This window comes from Pelotomaculum propionicicum, from assembly GCF_048984525.1.
Classification (GTDB): domain Bacteria; phylum Bacillota; class Desulfotomaculia; order Desulfotomaculales; family Pelotomaculaceae; genus Syntrophopropionicum; species Syntrophopropionicum propionicicum_A.
This window is the reverse complement of sequence record NZ_JBMGJC010000008.1, coordinates 1-22,980: the sequence shown is the minus strand read 5'-3', so window position 1 is coordinate 22,980 and position 22,980 is coordinate 1. Positions and strand designations below refer to the sequence as shown.

General features: G+C 47.2%; 23 protein-coding genes and 2 pseudogenes. 23 read left to right on the top strand and 2 right to left on the bottom strand.

Features of this window, described 5'->3' with window-relative positions; genetic code table 11:
• Window positions 1-337: 337 nt before the first annotated feature.
• The 15 genes from recQ to ACOBQJ_RS09990 all read left to right on the top strand — a co-directional run bounded on the left by recQ (window position 338) and on the right by ACOBQJ_RS09990 (window position 15,743).
• Window positions 338-2,476, top strand: a complete 2,139-nt coding sequence (gene recQ, locus ACOBQJ_RS10060; RefSeq protein WP_421071628.1) for a DNA helicase RecQ — start codon at window positions 338-340, stop codon at window positions 2,474-2,476.
• 177 nt (window positions 2,477-2,653) lie between these two features.
• A complete protein-coding gene (locus ACOBQJ_RS10055) occupies window positions 2,654-2,977 on the top strand; it encodes a nitrous oxide-stimulated promoter family protein (RefSeq protein ID WP_421071627.1) in 324 nt (107 codons plus the stop codon).
• Between the two features lie 299 nt (window positions 2,978-3,276).
• A complete protein-coding gene (locus ACOBQJ_RS10050) occupies window positions 3,277-4,041 on the top strand; it encodes a DUF881 domain-containing protein (protein ID WP_421071626.1) in 765 nt (254 codons plus the stop codon).
• Complete coding sequence (locus tag ACOBQJ_RS10045; protein WP_421071625.1) at window positions 4,038-4,745, top strand: DUF881 domain-containing protein; 708 nt, start codon at window positions 4,038-4,040, stop codon at window positions 4,743-4,745. Before ACOBQJ_RS10050 ends, ACOBQJ_RS10045 begins: the two co-directional genes overlap by 4 nt.
• Before the next feature lie 79 nt (window positions 4,746-4,824).
• Window positions 4,825-5,547 carry a DUF1287 domain-containing protein gene (locus ACOBQJ_RS10040; RefSeq protein WP_421071624.1) on the top strand — a complete coding sequence of 241 codons (723 nt, stop codon included), beginning with the start codon at window positions 4,825-4,827 and terminating at the stop codon, window positions 5,545-5,547.
• 96 nt (window positions 5,548-5,643) lie between these two features.
• Window positions 5,644-6,720 (top strand): PdaC/SigV domain-containing protein, encoded by a 1,077-nt coding sequence (locus ACOBQJ_RS10035; protein ID WP_421071623.1) that lies wholly within the window; start codon window positions 5,644-5,646, stop codon window positions 6,718-6,720.
• A 93-nt stretch (window positions 6,721-6,813) separates the two neighbouring features.
• A complete protein-coding gene (locus ACOBQJ_RS10030) occupies window positions 6,814-7,281 on the top strand; it encodes a hypothetical protein (RefSeq protein ID WP_421071622.1) in 468 nt (155 codons plus the stop codon).
• A 106-nt stretch (window positions 7,282-7,387) separates the two neighbouring features.
• Window positions 7,388-7,978 carry a TetR/AcrR family transcriptional regulator gene (locus ACOBQJ_RS10025; RefSeq protein ID WP_421071621.1) on the top strand — a complete coding sequence of 197 codons (591 nt, stop codon included), beginning with the start codon at window positions 7,388-7,390 and terminating at the stop codon, window positions 7,976-7,978.
• Window positions 7,979-8,116: 138 nt separating this feature from the next.
• Entirely contained in the window at window positions 8,117-8,539 is a 423-nt protein-coding gene (locus ACOBQJ_RS10020) for an OsmC family protein (RefSeq protein ID WP_421071620.1), read from the top strand.
• Window positions 8,540-8,912: 373 nt separating this feature from the next.
• Entirely contained in the window at window positions 8,913-10,823 is a 1,911-nt protein-coding gene (locus ACOBQJ_RS10015) for an ATP-binding cassette domain-containing protein (protein ID WP_421071619.1), read from the top strand.
• A 387-nt stretch (window positions 10,824-11,210) separates the two neighbouring features.
• Entirely contained in the window at window positions 11,211-12,179 is a 969-nt protein-coding gene (locus ACOBQJ_RS10010) for a class I SAM-dependent methyltransferase (RefSeq protein WP_421071618.1), read from the top strand.
• A gap of 75 nt (window positions 12,180-12,254) precedes the next feature.
• Window positions 12,255-13,214, top strand: coding sequence for a hypothetical protein (locus ACOBQJ_RS10005; protein ID WP_421071617.1), 960 nt, complete (start codon window positions 12,255-12,257; stop codon window positions 13,212-13,214).
• A 106-nt stretch (window positions 13,215-13,320) separates the two neighbouring features.
• The gene (locus tag ACOBQJ_RS10000; protein WP_421071616.1) at window positions 13,321-13,755 is read left to right on the top strand and encodes an EVE domain-containing protein; all 435 of its coding nucleotides are present in this window, start codon (window positions 13,321-13,323) and stop codon (window positions 13,753-13,755) included.
• A 147-nt stretch (window positions 13,756-13,902) separates the two neighbouring features.
• Window positions 13,903-14,367 (top strand): aminoacyl-tRNA deacylase, encoded by a 465-nt coding sequence (locus ACOBQJ_RS09995; RefSeq protein WP_421071615.1) that lies wholly within the window; start codon window positions 13,903-13,905, stop codon window positions 14,365-14,367.
• Window positions 14,368-14,660: 293 nt separating this feature from the next.
• Window positions 14,661-15,743, top strand: a complete 1,083-nt coding sequence (locus ACOBQJ_RS09990) for an NADH:flavin oxidoreductase (protein WP_421071614.1) — start codon at window positions 14,661-14,663, stop codon at window positions 15,741-15,743.
• A 348-nt stretch (window positions 15,744-16,091) separates the two neighbouring features.
• Here ACOBQJ_RS09990 and ACOBQJ_RS09985 read toward each other — a convergent pair whose 3' ends face one another.
• Window positions 16,092-17,189, bottom strand: a complete 1,098-nt coding sequence (locus ACOBQJ_RS09985; RefSeq protein WP_421071613.1) for a hypothetical protein — start codon at window positions 17,187-17,189, stop codon at window positions 16,092-16,094.
• Window positions 17,190-17,565: 376 nt separating this feature from the next.
• Between ACOBQJ_RS09985 and ACOBQJ_RS09980 the strand changes: the two genes are divergently transcribed.
• The 8 genes and pseudogenes from ACOBQJ_RS09980 (at window position 17,566) to ACOBQJ_RS09945 (ending at window position 22,657) form a co-directional block, all read left to right on the top strand.
• Window positions 17,566-18,279 (top strand): ABC transporter ATP-binding protein, encoded by a 714-nt coding sequence (locus ACOBQJ_RS09980; protein ID WP_421071612.1) that lies wholly within the window; start codon window positions 17,566-17,568, stop codon window positions 18,277-18,279.
• Window positions 18,276-19,865, top strand: coding sequence for a putative ABC exporter domain-containing protein (locus tag ACOBQJ_RS09975; protein ID WP_421071611.1), 1,590 nt, complete (start codon window positions 18,276-18,278; stop codon window positions 19,863-19,865). Before ACOBQJ_RS09980 ends, ACOBQJ_RS09975 begins: the two co-directional genes overlap by 4 nt.
• A gap of 197 nt (window positions 19,866-20,062) precedes the next feature.
• Window positions 20,063-20,593, top strand: a complete 531-nt coding sequence (locus ACOBQJ_RS09970; RefSeq protein WP_421071610.1) for a VanZ family protein — start codon at window positions 20,063-20,065, stop codon at window positions 20,591-20,593.
• Window positions 20,594-20,666: 73 nt separating this feature from the next.
• Complete coding sequence (locus ACOBQJ_RS09965; RefSeq protein WP_421071802.1) at window positions 20,667-21,086, top strand: iron chaperone; 420 nt, start codon at window positions 20,667-20,669, stop codon at window positions 21,084-21,086.
• The gene (locus ACOBQJ_RS09960) at window positions 21,083-21,433 is read left to right on the top strand and encodes a DUF2200 domain-containing protein (RefSeq protein WP_421071609.1); all 351 of its coding nucleotides are present in this window, start codon (window positions 21,083-21,085) and stop codon (window positions 21,431-21,433) included. The genes ACOBQJ_RS09965 and ACOBQJ_RS09960 overlap by 4 nt, the downstream gene beginning before the upstream one ends.
• Window positions 21,434-21,679: 246 nt before the next feature.
• The gene (locus tag ACOBQJ_RS09955) at window positions 21,680-22,087 is read left to right on the top strand and encodes a hypothetical protein (RefSeq protein ID WP_421071608.1); all 408 of its coding nucleotides are present in this window, start codon (window positions 21,680-21,682) and stop codon (window positions 22,085-22,087) included.
• Window positions 22,083-22,385: pseudogene (locus ACOBQJ_RS09950) on the top strand (molybdenum cofactor biosynthesis protein MoaE); the annotation flags it as partial. The gene ACOBQJ_RS09955 and the pseudogene ACOBQJ_RS09950, both read left to right, overlap by 5 nt.
• A gap of 59 nt (window positions 22,386-22,444) precedes the next feature.
• Entirely contained in the window at window positions 22,445-22,657 is a 213-nt protein-coding gene (locus tag ACOBQJ_RS09945; protein WP_421071607.1) for a hypothetical protein, read from the top strand.
• Here the strand turns inward: ACOBQJ_RS09945 and ACOBQJ_RS09940 are convergent.
• Window positions 22,633-22,854, bottom strand: a pseudogene (locus ACOBQJ_RS09940) (IS4 family transposase); the annotation flags it as partial. The gene ACOBQJ_RS09945 and the pseudogene ACOBQJ_RS09940 overlap by 25 nt on opposite strands.
• Window positions 22,855-22,980: the final 126 nt, after the last annotated feature.

The following is a 22,980-nucleotide window of genomic DNA, read 5'->3' as shown; positions in this document are numbered from 1 at the left end:
GATTTGCTGTCCAGATCATATTTTGCACTTCGGGTGGATGAAAAATAAGGCGGTATTTACCCTAACGCAAAAATCTAACATCTCCAGCTCTATTATTTACAGTTACCGCAAATCACATCCTTTCTTTCTGCGGAACACCTGATGGCAGGCGGGCAGGATTCTGCCCGGCGAGGTTGTAAACCCTGCCGGCCTGTTTGGGCTTTAAAGATTGTTTAAACTGTTTCAGCGGGGATTTCCTGTGTTTGGGAAGGAAGCAAAGAATTTGCAGAGAACAATAATATATGGATGAAAAACGTTGTATGAGCACCGGCTGTTCATTTTAGGGAGCACGGAAAAAATGTTGCAAAGGGCACGGGCAATATTAAAAGAACATTTTGGTTTCTCCTCCTTTAAAAAAGGGCAGGAGCAGATTATCGACAGTATTCTGCAGGGCAGCGACACTCTGGGGATTATGCCCACGGGCGGTGGCAAGTCCGCCTGTTATCAAATACCGGCGCTGCTGTTTCCCGGGCTGACCCTGGTTTTCTCCCCCTTAATTTCTCTGATGAAGGACCAGGTGGATGCCCTGGACAGCCTTGGGATACCGGGCACTTTTATCAACAGCAGCTTAAGCTTTGACGAGGTGGAGGAGAGGATCAGCCGGGCCGCCCGGGGACAATTCAAACTGCTCTACGTGGCGCCTGAAAGGCTGGAATCAGACCGGTTCCTGGCTTGTATCCGCTCACTGCCGGTTGCTTTGCTGGCAGTGGACGAGGCTCACTGTGTCTCACAGTGGGGCCATGACTTCCGGCCCAGTTACCGGGCGATCGAGCCATTTATCAAGGAAATGCCGCACCGGCCGGTGGTGTCTGCTTTTACAGCGACTGCCACGGCTGAGGTGCAACAGGATATCATCAACATGCTCGGTTTGAGGAATCCGAAACATGTCGTGACGGGTTTCAACCGGGAGAACCTGTCTTTTTCGGTATTCCGGGGCGAAAACAAAAAAGAGTTTTTACTGGCGTACCTGGCCGGCAGGAAGGAACAAGCCGGTATTATCTATGCGGCAACCCGGAAAGAAGTGGACACCATTTTTGAGTTCCTGTTAAAGAAGGGATACGCGGCTGGAAAATACCACGCCGGGCTTAGTGACGAGGAGAGGGCCAGATCCCAGGACCAGTTCCTATATGACGACATCCGGATTATGGTGGCGACGAACGCCTTCGGCATGGGCATCGATAAATCCAACGTCCGCTATATAATCCATTACAACCTTCCCAAAAACATGGAGGCTTACTACCAGGAAGCAGGCCGCGCCGGGCGGGACGACGAGAACGGGGAGTGCATCCTGCTTTTTGGGGCGCAGGATATCCAGATCCAAAAGTTCCTGATCGAACAAACGCTGGTTTCCCCGGAAAGAAAATCCAACGAGTATAAGAAGTTGCGGGCGATGGTGGACTATTGCCATACCCCGCATTGCTTGAGAAAATATATATTGCAGTATTTCGGGGAGGAGGATATCCCGGAAGAATGTGGGAACTGCGGCAACTGCAATGACTACAACGAACTGGAAGACAAAACGGTTGACGCCCAGATGATCTTTTCCTGTATCCTGCGCATGCGGGAGCAGTTCGGCATCTCCCTGGTGGCGGAGGTATTAAAAGGTTCCCGGAACAAAAAAGTGCTGCGATACGGGTTCAACAACCTGTCCACTTACGGTCTGATGAAGGACCGCACCTTAAAGCAAATCAGCGACTTTGCCAATATCCTGGTCGCTGAAGGGTACATCCTGCTGACGGAAGGCCGGTATCCCGTGGCCGGGTTGAGTCCCCGTGCCTATTCCGTACTGAAAGGACAGGGTAAAGTCCTTATCAAGGTACGGCAAAAAGAGACGGCTGCCACCGGAGATGACTCCCTTTTTGATCAACTGCGCGGACTGCGCAAGGAAATTGCGCAAAGGAACGGCATACCCCCTTACATCGTTTTCGCCGACAGCACCTTGCGGGATATGTCACGCCAACTCCCTGCGGATCAACTCGCCATGCTTGCCGTCAAGGGAGTGGGGCAAAGGAAGTTTGAGCAGTACGGCGAAACGTTTCTGGAACTGATCCGCGAATACGCGGCCGCCAACGGAATTATCCTCCGGACGGGGAAGCCGGCCGGGGAGAAAGCACCGGTAAATGAGACGCCGAGTCATCTGGTTACCCTGGACCTGTACCGGGCAGGCGGTACGCTTCAGGAAATCGCCCGGCAGAGGAATTTGAGTGTGGTGACTATTCAGGATCACCTCGTCCGGTGCGGTATGGAGGGGTGCCACGTCGACTGGGACGATTTTATTCCATCCCAATATGAAGCCCTGATCCGGCGGAAAATTGAAGAAGTCGGCGCCCACAAATTAAAGCCAATCAAGGAATCTCTGCCGGCCGGGGTGGATTACTTTGCCATTAAGGCTGTATTGTGCAAAATGGGGTCGGGCCGGCTGGACATTTCTAAATAAATTTTCACATAATTGTTTTTCCATATGGAATACCGCTTTTCAGAAAAGCAAATCATATGAATAAGTTCTAATCGTTAAAGCAAGATAAAATGTGTCAACAACCCCGTACCCTGACACATCCGTTCCCCCGATCCCCCCTTCATTCGCGTTACTTTTTTCGTATTAAGAGGTAAAGCCATGAATTTACCATACGTTGAGAGGGAAAAAAATACCCTTAAAAAAATGATCAACCTTTATTGCAGAGATAAGCACAGGTGCAATACAGTCCCTTGTGAAGATTGCCGGATCCTAATTAACTACGCCGGTAAACGCCTCGATATGTGCAGGTTCAAGGGTGATAAGCCCACCTGTGAAAGATGCCCTGTGCATTGTTATAAACCTGACATGCGGGATAAAGTTAAAAAGATAATGAGATATGCGGGGCCGAGAATGATCTTTTATCACCCGCTTGATGCAGTCCGGCACATTATAAAAAATAGAAAAAGAGCGCCTATTAAATAGCCTGCTCAGGTATCTTCCGTTCCAAAGCACCATCTTTTAAGGATAAACCCTTTGCCTCCTACCGGGCCGCTACCTCATTCCTCCCCAATTTTTCATGGCTGACAAAACCTGAAAATTACCTGCATATTTGCCGTGGGAAACATTGCATGAATTGCTGCATTATGTCGTTTTTAATGAACCTGCCGGTTTCTCACATCGTCATATATAAAGAGAGAATATGTAATAATCGGTTCATCGGAGATTAAGACTGTTAAGGTGGACGGTTCCGGAACCAGAGTTGGATTGCGCCAGGTTTATCAATGGGCAGAAAAATGAAAGGGTCGGGTATGATATTACTCAATAAGCTGAAAAAATATTACTGGTCGATTGCCCTGGTCAGTATCATTCTTGGAATTATTGTCTCTGTGCAATACCGGATTGCCAGGGACATACAGTACAACGAGCCGGCCCTGGGAGCTCAGGAATTAACAGCCCGGATTGAGCAGATGAAAAAGGAACGTGATGTCCTTCAGGCGCAATTGACAAGGATGCGCGGGCAGTTGGACGATTTGCCGACCGGACCCCTCGCGCCTGAAATTAAAGAAGGCATTGAACCCGCAATTGTTTTTGCGGGGGTATCCGGAGTGACCGGCAGCGGTGTGGAAGTGACCTTGCAGGACAGCAGCGCTTTACACGGAACGGCCCAAAACCCCAACTTCTATATTGTACATAATGAAGACATTTTAAAGGTGGTTAACGAACTAAAGGCAGCGGGGGCCGAGGCTATCGCTGTAAACGAACAGCGCCTTACAGCCACCAGCGGGATTAGCTGCAGCGGGCCTGTCATTAGTATAAATAATACAGCGCTTGTTCCTCCTTTTGTCATAACTGCCGTCGGCAGCCCTGATACCATGGCCGGCGCTTTGAATATGAGAGGCGGGGTGGCAGAGTTTTTGCAATTCTGCGGCATCGAGGTTTCGGTTAAAAAGCTGGAGAAGATTACAATACCGGCTTATAGCGGCAGTATTAAATTGGATTACACATCGAATGAGAAAAATAACGATATAAGCGGGGGCTTAATTTGAACAGGTCTTTTTTCTATTCTTTTACCCTGGTAACCATTATGCTGGGGGTGATGCTGGGTTTCCAGTTCCGGACCACCAGCGCAGGTAATGGCTTTGCCTCCGTTGACAAACAGAGGGAGTTAGCCCTGGAGAAAGAAAGTCTGGTGAATGATTTGCATGCAATGCAGATGGAAATTAACGACCTTTCAACCAAACTGGATCAGGCAGGGACAGGTCAGAAAGAGGCCGAAGACGCACTCAGAACAGAACTTGCCAAAATAAAACGGTTTGCCGGATTATCACAGGTTTCCGGGCCTGGCGTGGAGTTTATTGTGCAAACTCAACCCGGGCAGGCCGGACCACCTGCAGACCACGCTCCTCAAAATATCTCCGACCAGCATCTTCTAAAAATAGTTAACGAATTGTGTTGCGCAGGTGCGGAAGCCGTAGCCGTAAACGGACAGCGGATTACGGCCGTCAGCGAGGTGCGGTTGGCCGGCAGCCATATCAACGTTAACGGCGACCCCATTTCCCCTCCTTACCATATCGCCGCCATCGGCGAAGCCTCCGTCCTTAAGGGGAGGCTGGAGCTTAAAGGGGGCCTGGCTGATTATCTGAATGAATGTGGCATTTCAGTAGAAGCACAGGAAAAAAGCGAGGTTGTGATACCTGCTTTTGAAGATGAGTTATGTTTTGAATATGCAGAGGCCGTTCCAGAAAATTAGTAAATATCAGGTTGTCCAGCTAGCGATAACAGGTATAGTCCTGCATTGATTAAAATTTTGCCGGCGCCCAGAGGTCGATATGGTTAATAATAAAACGCTTAACACTTTAATAAAAACACTGGTCATCTTTGCCGCAGTGGCATCATTATTTGTATTGTATAAGTGGTGGGACAATAGCTATAACAGGTCCCCTCTAAGTTTGCACGAGTTTGCCGGACAACGCTGCGTTGTTGAAAAAGTTGTGCTGGAAAGCGACAAGGACGGTGACGGAATTTACGACCTGGACGATATTGTCCAGGGGGCGCGCAAGGACCTGGAGGCGAAGCCTTTATACAAGGACGCTTATTACGCCGGTGGGTATCCGCCTGATAACGAGGGTGTCTGCACCGATGTGGTCTGGCGGGCGCTGCAAAATGCCGGTTATGACCTGAAGGGCATGATGGACCGGGATATTCTGGAGAACACCGGTGATTATCCCCGTGTTAACGGCGCACCGGAGCCCAATATTGACTTTCGGCGGGTGCCGAACCAGGAGGCGTTTTTCAAAGAATACGCCGACAGACTTACTACCGAGATCAAACCATGGGATCCGGAGAACCTGAAGCTGTGGCAGGGCGGTGACATAGTTGTATTTGGGCCGCCCTATGACCACGTAGGAGTAGTATCGGACAAGAGGCGGGCGGACGGGGTCCCCCTCCTGATCCACAACGCCGGTCCCCGTACCAGGGAAGACAATGGCCTTCTGACCTGGTCTTCCCCTTTGACATACCATTTCCGCTACCCTAAGGCTGACAATGTCTAGTGAAAAAATTCAGACATATAAATCTGTGGGAATCGTGAGGTGCGTCCCCTTGACTGCGAGTCAAAACGCTTAATACCAGGAAGGAGTGTCGATGTCATGATGAGAAGGTTGTTTTTGGCAGGGACCATTATTTCATTGATTCTGTCAATACCCGGTTACGGTTTTGCGGCAGCTGACAGCCAGCCTGCTATCGCGCTGGACGGTGCAAAAATTGAAGCCGCAGCCTATATCGACAGGGGAAATGTTTACCTGCCGCTGCGGGCGGTCGGTGAAGCCCTTGGATATGAAATACAGTGGTGGGGTAAAGATAACACGATTTCCGTTACCGGTCCCGGGGAAAACATAGTGATCGATTTGAACAATAATAAAATAACCGCAAATGATCATGTTAGTTACATGGGAGGAGATTACACAAACATCAAAGACAGCACATACATGGGGGCAGACTTCTTCTCCGCCAACTTTGGGCTTGAAGTCCGCTGGGACAGGCAAAACGGAATGGTTCAACTTGAAAGAGTAACAGAGAACTCAATTTCCATAAAAACAATAAAAGAGGCTTCCGAGACCGATATAATCAAGATAACCCTGCAGTATCCGCAGGTTGAAGGTTTAACTGACAAAACCGTACAGGACAGTATAAACTCAATCTTAAAAGAATCAGCCATGGAGGCCAGGAATGAAGGACTGAAAAATGCTGATGAAAAGGAAAAAGCCAACGCGTCAGGTTATGGCAGTCCAAACAAGTATGAGACCTATTTCGACTACAGTCTTAAATACAATCAAAACGGACTGCTGAGTGTTGTATTCAGGAATTACCAGTACACCGGGGGGGCGCATGGCCTGACGGTGCAAAGTTCCCGTACCCTTGACCTTAAAACTGGCGGGGAATACAAGCTCAAGGACCTGATGAAGGTTGACGCGGACTATGTTGCTCTTATTAGCGATACCGTCAGGAATATGATAGTTGAGAGGGTGGAGGAAGGAATATTGCCTGATTATTCGATTGCACCCTTCAATACCATCAGGGACGACCATGGTTTTTACCTTTCCAATAATGGGGTTGTGGTCTACTTCCAGCAGTACGAACATTGGCCCTATGCCGCCGGGATACAGGAGTTCCCGGTTGAATATTCGGCATTGAAAGATATGCTGAAACCCGAGTTTAGTTTCTAGGGGGTGTCAGGGGAATGGGGTTGTTGACACCCTGAAGATGCGTTATATTATGGAGTACGATTTTTAGATGCTTTACCTGTAAAATGCTTAGATGTGGTTGCAGGTAAAGACAGCAAGGAAACATTGGGGGCAAGAATGGTAAGGTTGATGAAGGGTAAGAATATTCTTTTGATTGTCATACTGCTTGTACCGGTGGCGATAGCAATTGCTAATGGGTTTGAGCCGATGAAAGGAACTGTTACCTACAGCTGGGGCAACAGTATTATTACCAGTGAGGTCAAGAGCTTTACCGTTAACCCCCCTCTGGTTTTATTTCTGGGAGCGCTGGTTTACGGGCTTTACAGGAACAACCTGGCGTTTCGCATGGCGCCCGCGATATCATTTCTGTATACCTTCCTTATGCTCTGGCTGGTTTGGAGTGGGGCGAGAGGGGAATTATACGGGATTCTATTTTATTCCGTTATGTTTGCCTTGATCGGACTGATCGGAGCGGCAATCGCTTTTTTTATATACAGCCTGTTTATAAGGATATTTTTAAAAAAAAGCAAATCAGACATGTAAGACCAGGGAATTCACCCCCGTGATCCTGCGCAAAAAATACTTGACAATTAAAAAGGATAGTCCTAAAATATACCTAACGAACGATAGATAAGCACGAGGGTATTCAATGAGAGAAAACACGCTGAAAGAAAAAATAATGATTAAGGCCGTCGAGCTGTTTAGTGAAAAAGGGTATTACGGGACTTCGATCAGGGAAATAGCCAATGCGGTTGAATGCTCATTGCCAATGCTATATTACTATTTTAAAAATAAGAATGACTTATATGAAGAAATTGCCTATGTGGAATTTATTAGAATAAATGACAGGCTCAGGTCGGAGCTGCCAAAGCAGGAACACATTAAGGAAATATACACTCAATATGTTTTACAAAGAAAAAATTTATCAGAATACGAAAAGTCTGTGTACAAATTAGCCCTGAAGGCCTGGATGCGGACCGAGGGGAATACTGAAATACAAATTAAGCTGAAACAGTGGGAAGAATCTAGGATAGAGTACAGCAGGAGCTTGCTCGGAAAACATTGGGGACAGTCTCATGCCTGTGAGCTGCTGGTTAGTATATTTATAAGGCTGCTTGAAAATATGGTCGATAAGCTGGTGCTGATTAATGAGGACATTCCAGAGGAACAAATAAGATCTGAAATCTATATGATTTTTGAATACGGAGCAATTTTAGCTGAAAAAAGCGCTGTTAAATAATATTTTTTTTGCTTTTTTATCTATCGAACGATAAATAAAAGGCTTTATAAATTATGAAGGGGGTAGAAAAAAATGATGTAGTGCGGCATTAACTTCAGTGATATGCGTTACACAATAAATACGGGGAGGATTTGTATTATGAGTAATATTGAAGCAAGTGCAACTTTAATCAATCAAAAACTTAAGTTTGAGGGTAAAGCAGCGGACCACCCGTCTATAATTATAGATTATATACCGCCCCTCGGAGACGGAGAAGGCTACATGCCGCTGCATTTGTTATTAATCAGCCTGGCAAGCTGCAGTGGGTCAACCGTTGTGTCTTTATTAAGAAAAATGTGTAAAGACGTATCAGGTCTCAAAGTAACCGCAAGGGGAGAAAGAAGGGACGAACACCCCCTTGGTTTTAAGACAATAAACCTTGATTTTATTGTTCAATCCAGTGATATTGATGGAACTTATATGCAAAAGGCGATTCAATTATCCGAACAGACCTATTGTCCGGTTTGGGCAATGTTAAAGAATAACGTTGAAATTAATACAACATATTCAATCAATAAATAACGTGTCAAGGGGACGGTTCTCTTGACACGCTTTCAGAATGCTAATGTGGTACGTTCCCTATAATAGGCCAGTTCCTCCTAAGTACTCTCGTAAGTATAATCTACGCGAAGTTATTGGAGCGGCTGGCCTTTATATTATGTTGACGTTCAAACAGGCTGTTTTCTTTGTACTGTTAAATGAACCTGCCTGTTCTTTGCGACGTCATAACATTAAACCAATGAAAGGAAGATTAATCAGACGCGGCTTATGAGTAACAAAAGTCTTTTTCAATAAAAGCCTCAGCGAATCGCTGGAACCTCCTCCTGATTCTGTCTCACGCTTGTCGAATCCAGGCAACTATTGTAAACTTGATAGTTGAAAGGGGAGGTCAGCCTTGGTCCTGCTGCAGGCGGCGCAAATATCAAAATCTTTCGGCTCTCACAGGGTTTTCACCGGCATTAGCCTCACCGTCCAGGACGGGGAAAAAGCTGGTATTGTCGGCGTCAATGGGGCGGGCAAATCCACCCTGTTAAAAATATTAACCGGCGGCTTGGCGCCTGACGCGGGAGAAGTAACAAGGTCCAGGGGCCTTTCTCTGTCCTACCTGGCCCAGGACGGCGGCCTGGAATCCGGACGCGGCATCTGGGACGAGATGCTTGCGGTGTTTACCCCGCTTATTGATATGGAAAAAAAACTGAGGGCTATGGAACGGCAGATGTCCGAAGCCTCCGCGGACGAGGGCGCAAGCCGCCAATTGCTGGAGGACTACGACAACCTTTACGCCCTGTTTAAGAGCCGGGGAGGTTTCGACTATGAGACCAGCATCCGCATGGTGCTGAGCGGGCTGAAATTTGCCGATACCGACCTCTCTACACCGGTCGACACCCTCAGCGGAGGCCAGAAAACCCGCCTGGCCCTGGCCCGCTGCCTGCTCGGGGAACCGGACCTGTTAATCCTGGACGAGCCCACCAACTATCTGGATATGGACAACCTGGCCTGGCTTGAACAGTACCTGAAGACATACCGCGGGGCTGTGCTGGTGGTATCTCACGACCGGTATTTCCTTGACGCCCTGGTTAAGATCATATATGAATTAACCCCCGCCGGCCTTTCCCGTTACACCGGCAACTACAGCTCGTTTATCCAACAAAAAGCTGTTCTGCTCGAGCAGCAGCTGAAAGACTACAACCGGCAGCAGGCCGAAATTTCCCGCCAGGAGGAATTCGTGCGGCGCAATATCGCCGCCAAGGACACCACCAAACGGGCGCAAAGCCGCCTCAAGGCGCTGGAAAAGATGGAACGCCTGGAACGCCCCGGCAGGGAGCGCCGGGTGGCTCTTTCTTTCAACGTTACACGTCCCAGCGGCGTGGATGTGCTGCAGGCCGAAGGCCTGGGCATCGGTTACGCGGGCCAGGCCCTGGCCCAAGGCCTGGACTTCCAAATCAACAGGGGCGAGCGGGTGGCCTTGGTCGGCCCCAACGGGATCGGCAAGTCCACCCTCCTGAAAACTATAGCAGGCCAGCTTAAACCGCTGGCAGGAAGGATCAGGCCGGGCAATCATGTCCAGATTGGCTATTACGACCAGGAACAGCAGGGATTAAACGGGGACAAGCAGGTATTGCACGAGCTCTGGGACCGCTACCCCAACCTGGACGAGGTGGATATCCGGACAGTGCTGGGCAGGTTTTTATTCCGGGGCGACGAGGTAAAAAAAAGTGTGGCAGACCTGAGCGGCGGCGAAAAATCCCGCCTGGCCCTGGCCGCGTTGATGCTGCAAAAAGCTAATCTCTTAATCCTGGACGAGCCCACCAACCACCTGGACCTGCCCGGCAAGGAGGTGCTGGAGGAGGCCCTGGACGGCTATCCGGGCACAATCCTGTTTGTATCGCACGACCGTTACTTCATTAACAAAGTGGCGACCAGGGTGCTTGAACTCTCGACTGGCGGGATTTCCAGCTACCTGGGGAACTACGATTATTATTTTCTAAAAAAAGCTGAACGGGAACAGCAGCCGGTTAGGACGGCCGACGCTGAGCCGGTCCGGGCGGAAAGCACGGAAAAGAAAAACTACCTGCAGAAGAAGGAAGAGGAGCGGCAAAAACGCATGCACCGCCGCCGGATTGCAGAACTGGAGCAGTCTATCGCGGAACTTGAAGCAACAATTTCCCGCCTCGAGGCTGAGCTTTTTCTGCCTGAAGTCTACCAGGATTACCTGGCCTGCCAGAAGCGGCAGGGCGAGCTCGAGGAAGCCCGCTCACAGCTCAACGACCACATGGAAATGTGGCTGAGCCTGGTGGAGGGTTGAGATAGGGAAAGGCTACATTGACAGAGGGGCGGGTACATCGGAGTATCGACAAAATCATTTTGCATAATCTATGGTGATGAAATCATGACAGGCTCACGGGTAATACATCAAGAGAGTATATCCAGTTAGATAAAGTGACAGGGGAGCGTGTCCAGGGGACGGTTTTCGTGACACGATTTCGAGTTTTATATCCGGAGATAAAATCGTGTCAGGAGAACTGTCCTCTTGACACGGTCTGAGAACAAGTATGTCTGTATAACCGTACTCTTGTCACGGACCATTGAAAAGGAGCCAAGCGGATTTAAAAAATAGAGACTTTGACTACAACCCGGTACTTATAGAGTTGCATATTGGGTGTTTTAAGTTTAAAGAAAAAGGACTGTACCAATGGAAGATATTTTGGAGATATTACTATATATTGCTTATAATCTTGAAAACCAGGACCAGGCTGTTACAGTCGATGCAATCAGGCGGCAATTGGAGTGGATGCAGGGCCAGGGATTCGTCATTGAAGAAAGTATTGAGCGGCTGGCAATGGACGGATTCCTGACCAGCCAAGGTGAAAACGAATTTAAACTGACAAAAATGGGGAGAAATGAATCTTTTAAGATAAACAAGATTAGGGCGAAGGACGATTATAACCGCCTGATGGACCGTTCCACGGACAGTGCCGCCTATTTGGATTATTGCGAAGAAATTTACGGCTACCGAATGTACCTTTTCAACATGATGGACAAATCCCAACTGGATTATCTTTTTAGTTCAGTAGCGGTTTTAAAGAGCGATACGGTTTTGGACCTCGGCTGCGGCCCGGGGAGTATCCTTGACTGCCTGGCCAGTAAATATGGCTGCCACGGCATTGGTATTGACCAGATAGAACACTCTATTGTAAAAAAATGCGGCAAAGTGATCTCATATATAAACGGGGATATTGATATGCTGGCTTCTTATGATTTAAAGCCAAGTATCACACTGTCAATCGACAGCCTTTATTTCAGCAATGATTTGGACGGGCTGATTAGGCAATTAAAAAGCATTGAAAACAACCGGTTGTATTTATACAGCTCGCAATATATATTCGACGAGACGAGAAAAAACGAGATTTCCCTGCATCGTGACAACACCAGGATTGCCCGTGTTCTACGACAGAACGGGATGCTGTATAAAACGGTGGATTACAGCGAAAATGAGCATTCGCTTTATGAAAATGCCGTGAAAGCACTGCCCAAGTATAAGAATGACTTTGAACGCGAGGGGAATATAGATTTGTACGAGGCTAAATTGAGAGAAGGCAAAAGCGGCAAGGAACTGTACGAAAAGGGCCTGGCACGCAGATATTTATACATTGTGGAATAATAAAAAATTTATTAAAGAAAGGCTGGCGTAGCTATGAGGTTTGGCAAGAAAAAACCCCGTATTATAAGGTTAATTATGTTGTTAACAACGGTAATAGCGTGTGCGGTTTTGCTAAGCGCGTGCAACAGCAAACCCAACCAAGATTTTGTCTATGAAAATGAAAAGTATGGTTTTTCTTTAAACCTGCCCGGTGATTTTGCACAGAAGGTTGATATAAAGGAAGAAGGGAACTTAATTTATTTTGTTGATAAAGAGGTGCAGGCAAAGCATCCGGAACAGGTCTTCGGCGTGGTCGGAAGGATCGAAACTTATGACAAAAAAGAATTCTCGCGGGATAACTTAAAAGAGCTGGAGGACATGTATGGTCTCAGGTACCTGGGGGAATCCGGCAGTTATCATTTCGGCTGGGCCCACGCCACTGATGTCCAGGTCCCGCCGGACGCCTCCGAAAAAACCATACAGGGATTCAGGGCCTTGGAAAAAGATTTCGATGCGGTTATCGGCAGCTTTACGATAAAGAAAGCTGATGGCGGGGAAGAAGCAAGCGCAGCCGGGCAGCAAAAACCGCAAAACGAGACCGACGAATATTCTTTGATGGCTGGCAACCGGCCGATATCTTTGAAAAGCTGGTATAAAGAAGCGGACCTAACCGTTCTTCTTGGCAAACTGGTTTCGGAGAACAATGAGGTGCTGGGAAGCACAGCTGACACATATTCAGGCTCGCATATAAAAACGCTTAAATATGTGGGCATTGTTATACAGTTATTTTCACCGAAAGATAACGGGAAAGAGTTCTGGCTCATGAGCGTGGATCTAACAAGTTCAAAACTGCAGACGCCCGGGGGGATTACCGTCGGATCCACCCTGGCCCAGCTGAAAGAGGCATACAAAGGTATCAAGATATTCCCGGACGGCAGGACCGACGACAATAACTGCGCATATGAGTTCAGCGTACGGGAAGAATATAAGTATATGATTTTTGAAGTGGAAAAGGGAATTGTAAAAGAGATCAAGCTTTATGCAGAGCTTCCTTAGACCTTAGTAGTGGTTAGTGTGTCAGGGGGACGGGGTTGTTGACACACCCGGGTGTGTCAACAACCCCGTCCCCCTGACACACTCTTGACATAAGAAGGAAAGCGAGGTGCCCGGCATAACTTACTGGCTGATGAAAACCGAGCCGGGAGAATACAGTTATTCTGACCTGGAACAAGCCGGCCGGGACGTCTGGGACGGCGTAAAGAATTTTGCCGCTCTTAAAAACATCAAGAATATGCAGCCCGGGGACCTGGCGTTCATTTACCACACCGGCAAGGAGAAATCTGTTACCGGCGTGGCCCTTGTCGCTTCCGGTCCCTATCCCGACCCGCGGCAGGAAGGCCTTTACATGGTAGACTTAACCGCTGGTTATCGCCTGAACCGTCCGGTTTCGCTGGCCCGGATCAAGAGTGACCCCGCTTTTGCGAACTGGGAGCTGGTTCGTTTGCCGCGCCTGTCGGTGATGCCGGTGCCCGCGGAGTTCTGGGCCAAAGTCCACCACATGGCGGACACCCCGCAGTTTAACGCTGTTCAAAAATAAGCCTCTGTAAAATCTATCCTTCTATGTCCCGGCATTCACAGGTTTGCGTAAGGACCTTCGTGCAAAAATCGGCAAACAGCCTGGTGACTGCGTACTTGTTACGCTAAAGGCATGTCATGTTCGGCGTTTAAAATAGGAGGGAAAACTATGGAAGAGTATGAGGAAAAGCTTAAAGGTTATATGATGGGTAAGAACATGAATGCAGAACATTTACACTTCGACCAAATATGCCATTCTGTTCAAGAAGCAGCAAATGCCGCCGGAGCAAACCCAGACGATCTTGTTAAAAACATCTGTATGGTTAATAACGAAGGGGATTTGATTGTGGCAATTGTAAAAGGAGAAGATAGGGCAAGTACATCAAGAGTCGGTAAGGCTTTGAAGATCGAAAGGCCAAGAACTGCCACAGAAAAAGAAATATTAGAAAAGACTGGGTATCCTTGTGGCGGGGTTCCTTCCTTTGGGTATAAGGCTACTTTTATCATTGACCCGAAGGTGATGGAGAAGGAATTTGTCTATACCGGTGGAGGTTCAGAGTATTCTTTAGTGCGGATTACGAGCCGGGAGCTAATAGAAATTAATAATGGGTTAGTATTTAGGGTGCGGAAGTAAATTATCAGGGTCAGGCTTGAAATATTTACTTATTTTATGTTGATCTTGTAGAGGAGAACCAAGCTGTAAAAATTATCTGATATTAGAAAAGCCATAGTTTTGATAAGTGAAAAGCGTAGTAAAATAACAAGTACGGCATTAGCCCAAAACTCAATTTGCCACCATCAATGATATCAAGAATTAAGTCAAGGAATCAAAGGTTACAGTTTATGCTAAAGAAATTATTCGAAGATGGGAAGAATAAGTGAATAATTCAAGCCTGACCCCCTTATGAAAAAAGGAGCGAAATTTAAATGAAATCTTTATTTGACAAAACGGAACTGGCGGGTATGAGGCTGAAGAACAGGTTCATCCGCTCAGCAACCTTTGAAAGATTTGCTGGTAAAAATGGTCATATGACAAAAAAGCTGTACGAAATCTATGAAGATTTAGCAAAGGGTGGAGTAGGCACAATTATCACGGGGCTTACTTTTGCAAGTGATTTGGAGAATGTTTATCCCGGACAGACAGGGATTTATGATGATACATTTATCGATGAGTATCAGAATTTGACCGGGATGGTTCACCGGTATAGTGCCAATATTATCATGCAGCTTGCCTGCAACGGTTCGCAAACTCCTGTTCACCCGGATAGTGGCAAGGCAGTGTGGGGGCCAAGCGCGGTGGAAGACCTGGCTTATAAAAATACGCCGCAGGAAATGACAAAGGAGGAAATTATCTTTGTGCAAAAAGCGTTCGCTGATGCGGCGGAAAGGGCTAAGAAAGCCGGGTTTGATGGTGTCCAGATGCACGCGGCACATGGCTATTTATTAAGTAAATTTTTGACGCCTTATTATAACCGCAGAACGGATCAATATGGCGGCGATTATGAAAAGCGTTCCAGAATGGTGCTGGAAACTTTTAAAGCAATAAGGGACAGGGTTGGTTCGGACTATCCAGTGTTTATAAAAATCAACAGTGAGGATTTTTTTGAGCAGGGAATGACTTTTTCAGATTGCAGGTATGTATGCCGCAAACTGGCAGACTTGGGAATAGACGCGATTGAAATCAGCGGCGGCAGCGGTTCCTCCCGCCCGAACGAGGGCTTCGCCCGCAAGATTCCCCCTGAACAAGAATCCTACTACAAAAAATATGCCGCAGAAATCGCACAAGAAATTAAAACACCGGTTATATTAGTCGGCGGTAATCGGGACGTCAAAGTCATGACAGAAATTTTAAATAATACCCCTATTGAGTACATTTCTCTTTGCAGACCATTGATTTGTGAAAGCGACTTAATCAACCGCTGGGAAAAAGATACTGCTCCGGCAAAGTGCGTTTCTTGTAATAAGTGCTTCAAAAGTGGAGGCATAGTCTGTATTTTTAAGGATGCCTGACGATTACTAATTACTTCGAATAGTTCATAAAGATACCGAACGGCAGGGATCGGCAGTGTCTAGATAAGGGTCAGGCTTGAAATATTTACTTATTTTATGTTTATCCTGTAGAGGAGAACCAAGCTGCAAAAATTATCTGATATAACCGGTAATATTTTGGGAGTGTATTTAGGATTAAGCAAAATTCCTTTAAACTGGATCGAAACGTTAAATTGAGTGAGGGTACGCTGCAGATTGCAGATGATTAGATGACTGGGTATCAAGGCACTCCGGAATGGCCGGAAAGGGTGTAACAATTATACAGCTATCCAGGACCATCGGGATATCGAAAAATGTGATCGACAGAATTTAGGGACAAGGGACCTGTCCCTCTGTCCCTTTAATCCCCTTGTAGAGCACACAGCCAATGAATAATAACCCTATATACCCCACCAGGGGATAAAACACGCCGACTAGTTTGGTAAATGGAAATAGGCCGATCATAAAAGTGCCGGCGGACACTATGACTGCAAATATCCTGTTTTTTTTGAGATCGCCGGCAAAAAATTTGCTGCAGACAGTCCACATCATGGTCGAACAGGAAGAAAAAATACCCAGGATCAGGATCACCGAAAATGCGGCCCCAATCACGGACGATATTTTCCTTGCTAGGTACAATGTGGGAACCGCCAGGGCGGACGTATTCCCGGCGTCCAGCAAAATGGCCGTATTCATGATTGCAATTGTTGCAAACAGAGCCAGCGCGCCAAATAGTGCCCCCAGTCTGGCAGATTGCCTGTCTGCCGCTTTGGCGCCCAACGCCGTATAATAGGTGCTGCCGCAAAAAAAATTCAATGATAAATACGATGCAGCGCTTAAAATCCAGTTCGGAGAAGCCTGGATGTTCTGCAAAACCGGCTCATACCTTGTAATTTCTGAAATATTACCAATATCCCTTACTACCGTTATCGTCCCCACGAGCAACGTAAAAATGATGATCACCGGACTGGTCACCGACACAATTTTAACCATTTTCTCAAACCCGATCAGGTACACGCCTAAAACCAGCGCCGCCAGCAATGCCGACCCGATATAGGGGTTGATGCCGTAATATTCAAAAAGGGTGGCGCCGGCGCCGGAAGTAAGTACCGACATAAGCAACACCAGCGTTACCGGAATCAGCCACGCGTACAGTGTTCCCAGCTTGTTTCCGCAGAAGTACACAAAGTGGCTGAAATTTGCCGCGCCTTTATGATCATAACCGGTCGTGATAATAATCCGGCCCAGGATCAGGAAACCGGCCAGGTTTAATATCACCACACCATAACTGGCATACCCGTAGCCCGAAAAAAACTGCAGTATTTCCTGCCCGGTAGCGAACCCGGAACCGATCACCCAGGCCATAAAGGCTCCCGTGTATTTTATTACCGCCACCGGGTTGCATTCTTGATTTTTCTGACGGATCATTGTCGCACATCTCCGCGCCTCTAGATTCAACACCCCTTAATCATAGCATCATAAAGCGCAAAGATACATATTCTATTTAACTGTTTAACTGGCCGACAAATAAGCCGGTATGAGTAGAAACTAGTGATATAATATTTATGGCTCCCGTACAGGCCCAAAAAGGTGGATAAAGCAGGAAAGAGCACAGCTTGAGGTATACGGTGGACATCCCGCAGTTTAACGATGTTTAATAATCAGCCTAATTATTATCATATCCTTGGGGGAGGGTGAAGATGCTGCCGGCCGGGCAAAATATAAAGCGGGGATGGACGACCATAGCCCCTAAATAATAAAGATTTTGGTAATAGTATTTCTATCGCGGTAAGGAGATTTTAATATGATTGACGTCCGGAACATGACCAAAAAATACGGCAAGCTGGCGGCCAATGACAACATCAACCTGTCCGTGGGCCGCGGTGAGCTGGCCGTACTGCTAGGCCCCAACGGCGCGGGCAAATCAACACTGATCAAGTCAGTTTGCGGCCTCCTGCGTTTCCAAGGCGCCATTACCATCGACGGGCATGAGAATCATACGGTTGAGGCGAAGCGGCTTTTGGGGTACGTGCCGGAGTTTCCCGTGCTGTACCCGATGTTAACAGTGGCGGAGCACCTGGAGTTCATTGCTAAAGCGTACCGGTTGGAAGCCTGGGAGGAAAAAGGGGAGGCGTTGCTTCGCCGCTTTGAGCTGGACGATAAAAAAATGAAGCTTGGTAAAGAGCTCTCCAAGGGAATGCAGCAAAAGGTCAGTGTCTGTTGTGCACTCCTGCCCCAGCCCAAAGCTGTCATTATGGATGAACCGCTGGTCGGCCTTGACCCGCATGGGATCCGCGAACTGAAAGTGGTCATTGCTAAACTGCGGGACAGCGGCTGCGCCCTGCTTGTCAGCACCCATATGATCGAAAGTGTGGAGGAAGACTGGGATGTAACCTACATCATGGTCAAGGGCAGGATCGCTCGCGTTTGCCGCCGTACGGACCTCGCGCCCGGCCAAAGCCTTGAAGACGTGTATTTCACCATCACGGAAGGAAAAAGCCAGGAGGACATGCCATGAACAGCCTGGTTTTTCTGCTGGTCAAAAGCGCCAAAAATACTCTACTGGAGCTTCGGCGGAAACCGGCGAAGCTGGCGTTATGGGTGCTTGTGATTGTAGGGATTGGCGGGATTTTTCTCCTTTCCCTGTTTACACGCCAAAACGCGGCCGGTTCCCTTGATCTCGTCTGGCTCAAGGGTATCCTGTTCCTATTAATCCTGCTGTTTGTTGTGATCGCCATCCAAAAGGGCCTGGCCAAAGGAGACGTTATTTTCGACATGAACGATGTCAATTTACTGTTTGTTTCACCGGTCAGTTCCCGCTTGATCCTGATGTACGGCATCGTGCGCATGGCGAAAACGGCTTTCCTGGCGGGCTTTTTTATCCTGTTTCAAAGCAATTCCTTCAGCACGGTTTTTGGGGTAGGGTTTGACGCGGTGCTCCTGGTACTGCTCGGCTTTATGCTGGCCGTCGGTGTGCTTCAAATCCTGTCACTTCTGATCTACAGCCTGACCAACGGAAAACCCGGGCGGAAACTGGTTGTCCGAATACTGGCCGTTGCGGCCTTTCTCCCGCTTCTTGTTTATACCGGCGTGCAGCTTGCAGGAACAGGTAATCTTCTTCCGGCGCTGGAAAATACGCTGCGTTCGCCGCTTGCCGCTTGGACGCCTGTGGCCGGCTGGGCGTCGGCAGGCGCCGTTTCCCTGATTTCCGGTGATACGGGCAGCGGGTTCTTGTTTTTCGGGTTGCTTGTACTGTCCGGAGCGCTGCTTCTCCTCTATATTGCCTTAAGCAATCCCGATTATTATGAAGACGTGCTGGTCGCTACGGAAACTGCGTTTGAGAGAAAGCGCGTCATGGCCGAAGGGCAGATCAACCCGGAAGCCTCATCGGCGAAAAAAGTGAAGGTTGTCAAAACCGGTATCGGCGGTCTGGGACCCAGCGCCATTTTTTATAAGCACCTGCGGGAATCCTTTCGCGCCAACCAGCTTGGTCTTTGGGGAGTGTCGTCCGTAATCTTGGTATTAGGAGCGGCCTTGTTTTCTTTGTTCCAGCGCGGCGGGGACGGCGGGATCCTTGTTCTGCTGCAAATCCTGATGTGGATGCAGATCTTCTTGATTGGAACAGGGCGCGGTCTCAAAGAGCTTTATATACATTATCTCTACCTGATTCCCGAAAGCTCTTTTCAGAAAATCGTTTGGAGCAACCTGGAAATAGTGTTTAAGGTACTGGTGGAAAGCCTGGCTGTTTTCGGCATCGCAGGCCTGATCATGGAAGAGCCTTTTTGGCTGGTTGCTGCGGCCATTGCTGTTTACACCCTGTTTTCTTTTTTATTGTTGGGCATAAACTATCTTTCCCTGCGCTGGACAGGCGCGGACATTAGCGCCGGACTCCTGATTTTCATTTACACCATTGCGGTGATCGTCATTATGCTGCCCGGCCTGATTGCCGCCATTGTCCTTGGCAGTATGGTTGAGGGGACCGGTGTGCTGATCGGACTGGGGGTGCTGGCCTTATGGGAATTGCTGGCTGCGATAGGCTGCTTCGCGCTGTCCAAGGGCGTTTTGCACAACTCCGATATGCCTGTACTGAGAACCGGTAAGTAAAGGATATGTGACCACTCGAAAACCAATATAAGAATTACAATAATTCTTTGCGTTGCTGGAAGTTATGAAGCTTGCAGCGGGACGCAATTTTGACAATTATTCTCCGTTATATTCTAATAGTTGTCAACAGTACAGAATTATGTTCAATATTGGAACAAGATATCATGGCAAGCAAATCATAAAGGAACGTATGTGATGTGGCAGATATAAAATCGGAAAAACGAAACACGCTTACACTCGTGTTATTTGCAATTTATTTACTGGCATTAACTTGGTTGATTCTCTTCAAACTGCAGTTTTCTATCGCGGTAATGGATGAAGGACGAATCATCAACCTTATCCCGCTTCTGGGGTCTTTCGATTACAACGGCGTTATTCGCTTCAGCGAGATCAGAGTTAACATTCTCGCTTTCATACCTTTGGGAATCTATATTTGCATGCTTAAAGCCCCGTGGTCTTTTGTGAAAAAGATTCTTACAATTGTTGGCTTAACTTTGACCTTTGAAATAATACAATTTATTTTCGCAATCGGCAGAGCTGACATCACTGACGTGCTTGGTAACACGCTCGGAGGGATAATCGGGATTGGCATTTATGCCTTGCTGTCCAGGGTTCTGAAAGGCAGGACAAATAAGGTTATCAATGTACTTGCCGCGGTATTCACCATTTTGGCATTATTACTTGTCGCTTTGCTATTGATAAGTCACCGATGGGTGCGTATCAAATAGGTGATGTGCCTGTGCCAATATCGGAAATAAACAGGTGACAGCGTAACAGCAACGATTAAGGAGCGTGGGTGAAATGTGGAAATGTCCAAAATGCGGCCGTGAGTTCAAAAACACGGAACAAGACCACTCTTGTGTAAAACCAAACAGTATTGACGAATACATCGCCGCACAACCGGAAGATTTGAGGCCGCTGTTGCAAAGTATCCGCGAAACCATCCGCACAGCCGCGCCGGAAGCCACAGAGAAAATCTCGTGGCGGATGCCGACGTTCTGGCAAGGCGAGAACCTTATTCATTTCGCGGCGTTCAAGAAGCACATCGGGCTGTACCCAGGCGGTGAAGCCACATCTGAGTTCGCGGAGCGGCTCACAGGATATAAGACCAGTAAAGGAGCAATTCAGCTGCCGCTTGGCAAGCCGATAGATTATGGACTCATCACCGACATCGTGACGTGGAGAGTAAAGCAGCAAGCGAAAGGGAGTGACACATTATGACAAACGAGCGCGTGTATAAGATGGCGTTTTCAAGAGTCTACCCGCTACTCGTCCAAAAGGCGGAGCGCAAAGGGCGCACCAAATCCGAGGTTGATGCTGTGATTTGTTGGCTGACGGGGTATGACGATTCTGGCTTGCAAGCGCAAATTGTGAAGAATATCGATTACGAAACTTTTTTTAGCGAAGCCCCGCAGATAAACCCGAACGCCGACAAAATTACAGGCGTGATTTGCGGGCATCGCGTCGAGGAAATCAAAGACCCGCTCATGCAGAAAATCAGGTGGCTTGACAAACTGGTGGACGAATTGGCTAAAGGAAAGCCAATGGAGAAGGTTTTGAGAAGCTGAGGGTGAATGGTACCTATGCAACGGAGATGACAGGACTTAAACCTGTACTACACACTGACTTGTTTCCGAGAACGTATAAAAGCCGTTATGCTACCTTGGATATGTCGGATTATGCTGGGGTTGTGTGAGCGGGATAGATATATATATTCAGTCGTTGTCATATCTGGTATTCTGCCCGGACGACGCTTATTTCTTTGTTATTTACTGCGCTGTATTTGGTTGCTTGTTTGTGAGTGAGGTATAGAAATGGTAAGAATTACAAAAATATCATTTTATATTGCTTGTATTATCGGTAGTATAGTTGCCGTATGGCACTTTTTTGTACCGTATTCCTCTGAATGGTTTTCATATATACCAGACGCTCCCACCGAAATAATCCAATCAATAAACTACATAAATTTTTGCTTTTCCTTTTTGTTAGCAGGAATTAGTTTACTGTTAATAATAGTGCAAAAGAAATTATTTGATGGTTCAAAGGAATTAAGAATATTTTATGCATTCTTTACTCTTGTATGGTTATCTAGAATTATAATACAGCTCATTTGGCCATGGCCGTCAAGCTTACAGCTATGGTTAGTTGTTGCCTTTAGTATGGAGTTTATATTTGCTCTGATTCCTATGATATATCTTCTTAAAAACACAGGAAAACAATAACGGCGTTGTGCGCCAAACGCCCAAGGTCCGCCAGGGGATTGATGACGGTTCGCTGGTAAAAGGATTGGAATTTTCTTATAATGCAGAAAAAGTTGATGCGGCGGTCGCTGAGACCTATAAAATGGACGGTATCTTCCATGTTAGAGTTTGGCTGAATGAAGGCCGGCTGGAGCTTGGCGATGACATAATGTATGTACTGATAGGCGGCGATATTAGGCCGCATGTTATCGAAGCCTTGCAATTCCTGGTAGGAAAAATAAAAACTGAATGTGTTATCGAAATAGAACAAAAAATGTAATAATAAGAAATTAGTAGTTTAAGTTTAAGCTAAGGCAGCTATTAATTGGGGTGCAAAAAATGAAGGATTTTAGAGGAATGGAAATCACATTTAGGAAATGTATTTTGGATGATGTTCATACGCTCCGCGACTTTTCTTACAGAACGTATAATGAAACTTTTTTGCATATGAACAAACCATCAAATATGAAAGCCTATTTGGAAGAATCATTTAATATAGATAAAATGCGTGATGAATTATTAAATACTCAACTTTCGCAGGACGAAAGTTGAAGCCGCCCCTTTAAAAATGCCGGTAGACTGGATATAAAATCGTCGATAAGCCCCTGCAAGGCACTGTCAGCTATCGTAAGATACTTTCGCAATGTTTTTTTCAGCATTGTTAATATCAGTTGAAATGCCTGGGCGAAACTTATATCCTTAAGTTCGTCACAGCACAGATAAAATAGGTTGCCAAGAGTCCTCGGGTCTATAATGCTCCCAAGGAGTGAGACACAGGACTAGAAAAATAAGTTACAATGGGAGCATGAACAAACGTAATCATTATTCAGCCGGCTTTAAAACCCAGGTGGTTCTGGAGGTCCTCCGGGAAGAAG

Bases quoted from the DNA above. Each gene is read 5' to 3' on its own strand.
- ACOBQJ_RS10025 (WP_421071621.1), top strand. From the start codon at position 7,388: ATGAGAGAAAACACGCTGAAAGAAAAAATAATGATTAAGGCCGTCGAG.
- ACOBQJ_RS09990 (WP_421071614.1), top strand. From the start codon at position 14,661: ATGAAATCTTTATTTGACAAAACGGAACTGGCGGGTATGAGGCTGAAG.
- ACOBQJ_RS09980 (WP_421071612.1), top strand. From the start codon at position 17,566: ATGATTGACGTCCGGAACATGACCAAAAAATACGGCAAGCTGGCGGCC.
- recQ (WP_421071628.1), top strand. From the start codon at position 338: ATGTTGCAAAGGGCACGGGCAATATTAAAAGAACATTTTGGTTTCTCC.
- ACOBQJ_RS10010 (WP_421071618.1), top strand. From the start codon at position 11,211: ATGGAAGATATTTTGGAGATATTACTATATATTGCTTATAATCTTGAA.
- ACOBQJ_RS09995 (WP_421071615.1), top strand. From the start codon at position 13,903: ATGGAAGAGTATGAGGAAAAGCTTAAAGGTTATATGATGGGTAAGAAC.
- ACOBQJ_RS09955 (WP_421071608.1), top strand. From the start codon at position 21,680: ATGGTAAGAATTACAAAAATATCATTTTATATTGCTTGTATTATCGGT.
- ACOBQJ_RS09945 (WP_421071607.1), top strand. From the start codon at position 22,445: ATGAAGGATTTTAGAGGAATGGAAATCACATTTAGGAAATGTATTTTG.
- ACOBQJ_RS10055 (WP_421071627.1), top strand. From the start codon at position 2,654: ATGAATTTACCATACGTTGAGAGGGAAAAAAATACCCTTAAAAAAATG.
- ACOBQJ_RS10035 (WP_421071623.1), top strand. From the start codon at position 5,644: ATGATGAGAAGGTTGTTTTTGGCAGGGACCATTATTTCATTGATTCTG.
- ACOBQJ_RS09975 (WP_421071611.1), top strand. From the start codon at position 18,276: ATGAACAGCCTGGTTTTTCTGCTGGTCAAAAGCGCCAAAAATACTCTA.
- ACOBQJ_RS10005 (WP_421071617.1), top strand. From the start codon at position 12,255: ATGTTGTTAACAACGGTAATAGCGTGTGCGGTTTTGCTAAGCGCGTGC.
- ACOBQJ_RS10020 (WP_421071620.1), top strand. From the start codon at position 8,117: ATGAGTAATATTGAAGCAAGTGCAACTTTAATCAATCAAAAACTTAAG.
- ACOBQJ_RS09985 (WP_421071613.1), bottom strand. From the start codon at position 17,189: ATGATCCGTCAGAAAAATCAAGAATGCAACCCGGTGGCGGTAATAAAA.
- ACOBQJ_RS09960 (WP_421071609.1), top strand. From the start codon at position 21,083: ATGACAAACGAGCGCGTGTATAAGATGGCGTTTTCAAGAGTCTACCCG.
- ACOBQJ_RS10050 (WP_421071626.1), top strand. From the start codon at position 3,277: ATGGGCAGAAAAATGAAAGGGTCGGGTATGATATTACTCAATAAGCTG.
- ACOBQJ_RS09965 (WP_421071802.1), top strand. From the start codon at position 20,667: ATGTGGAAATGTCCAAAATGCGGCCGTGAGTTCAAAAACACGGAACAA.
- ACOBQJ_RS10040 (WP_421071624.1), top strand. From the start codon at position 4,825: ATGGTTAATAATAAAACGCTTAACACTTTAATAAAAACACTGGTCATC.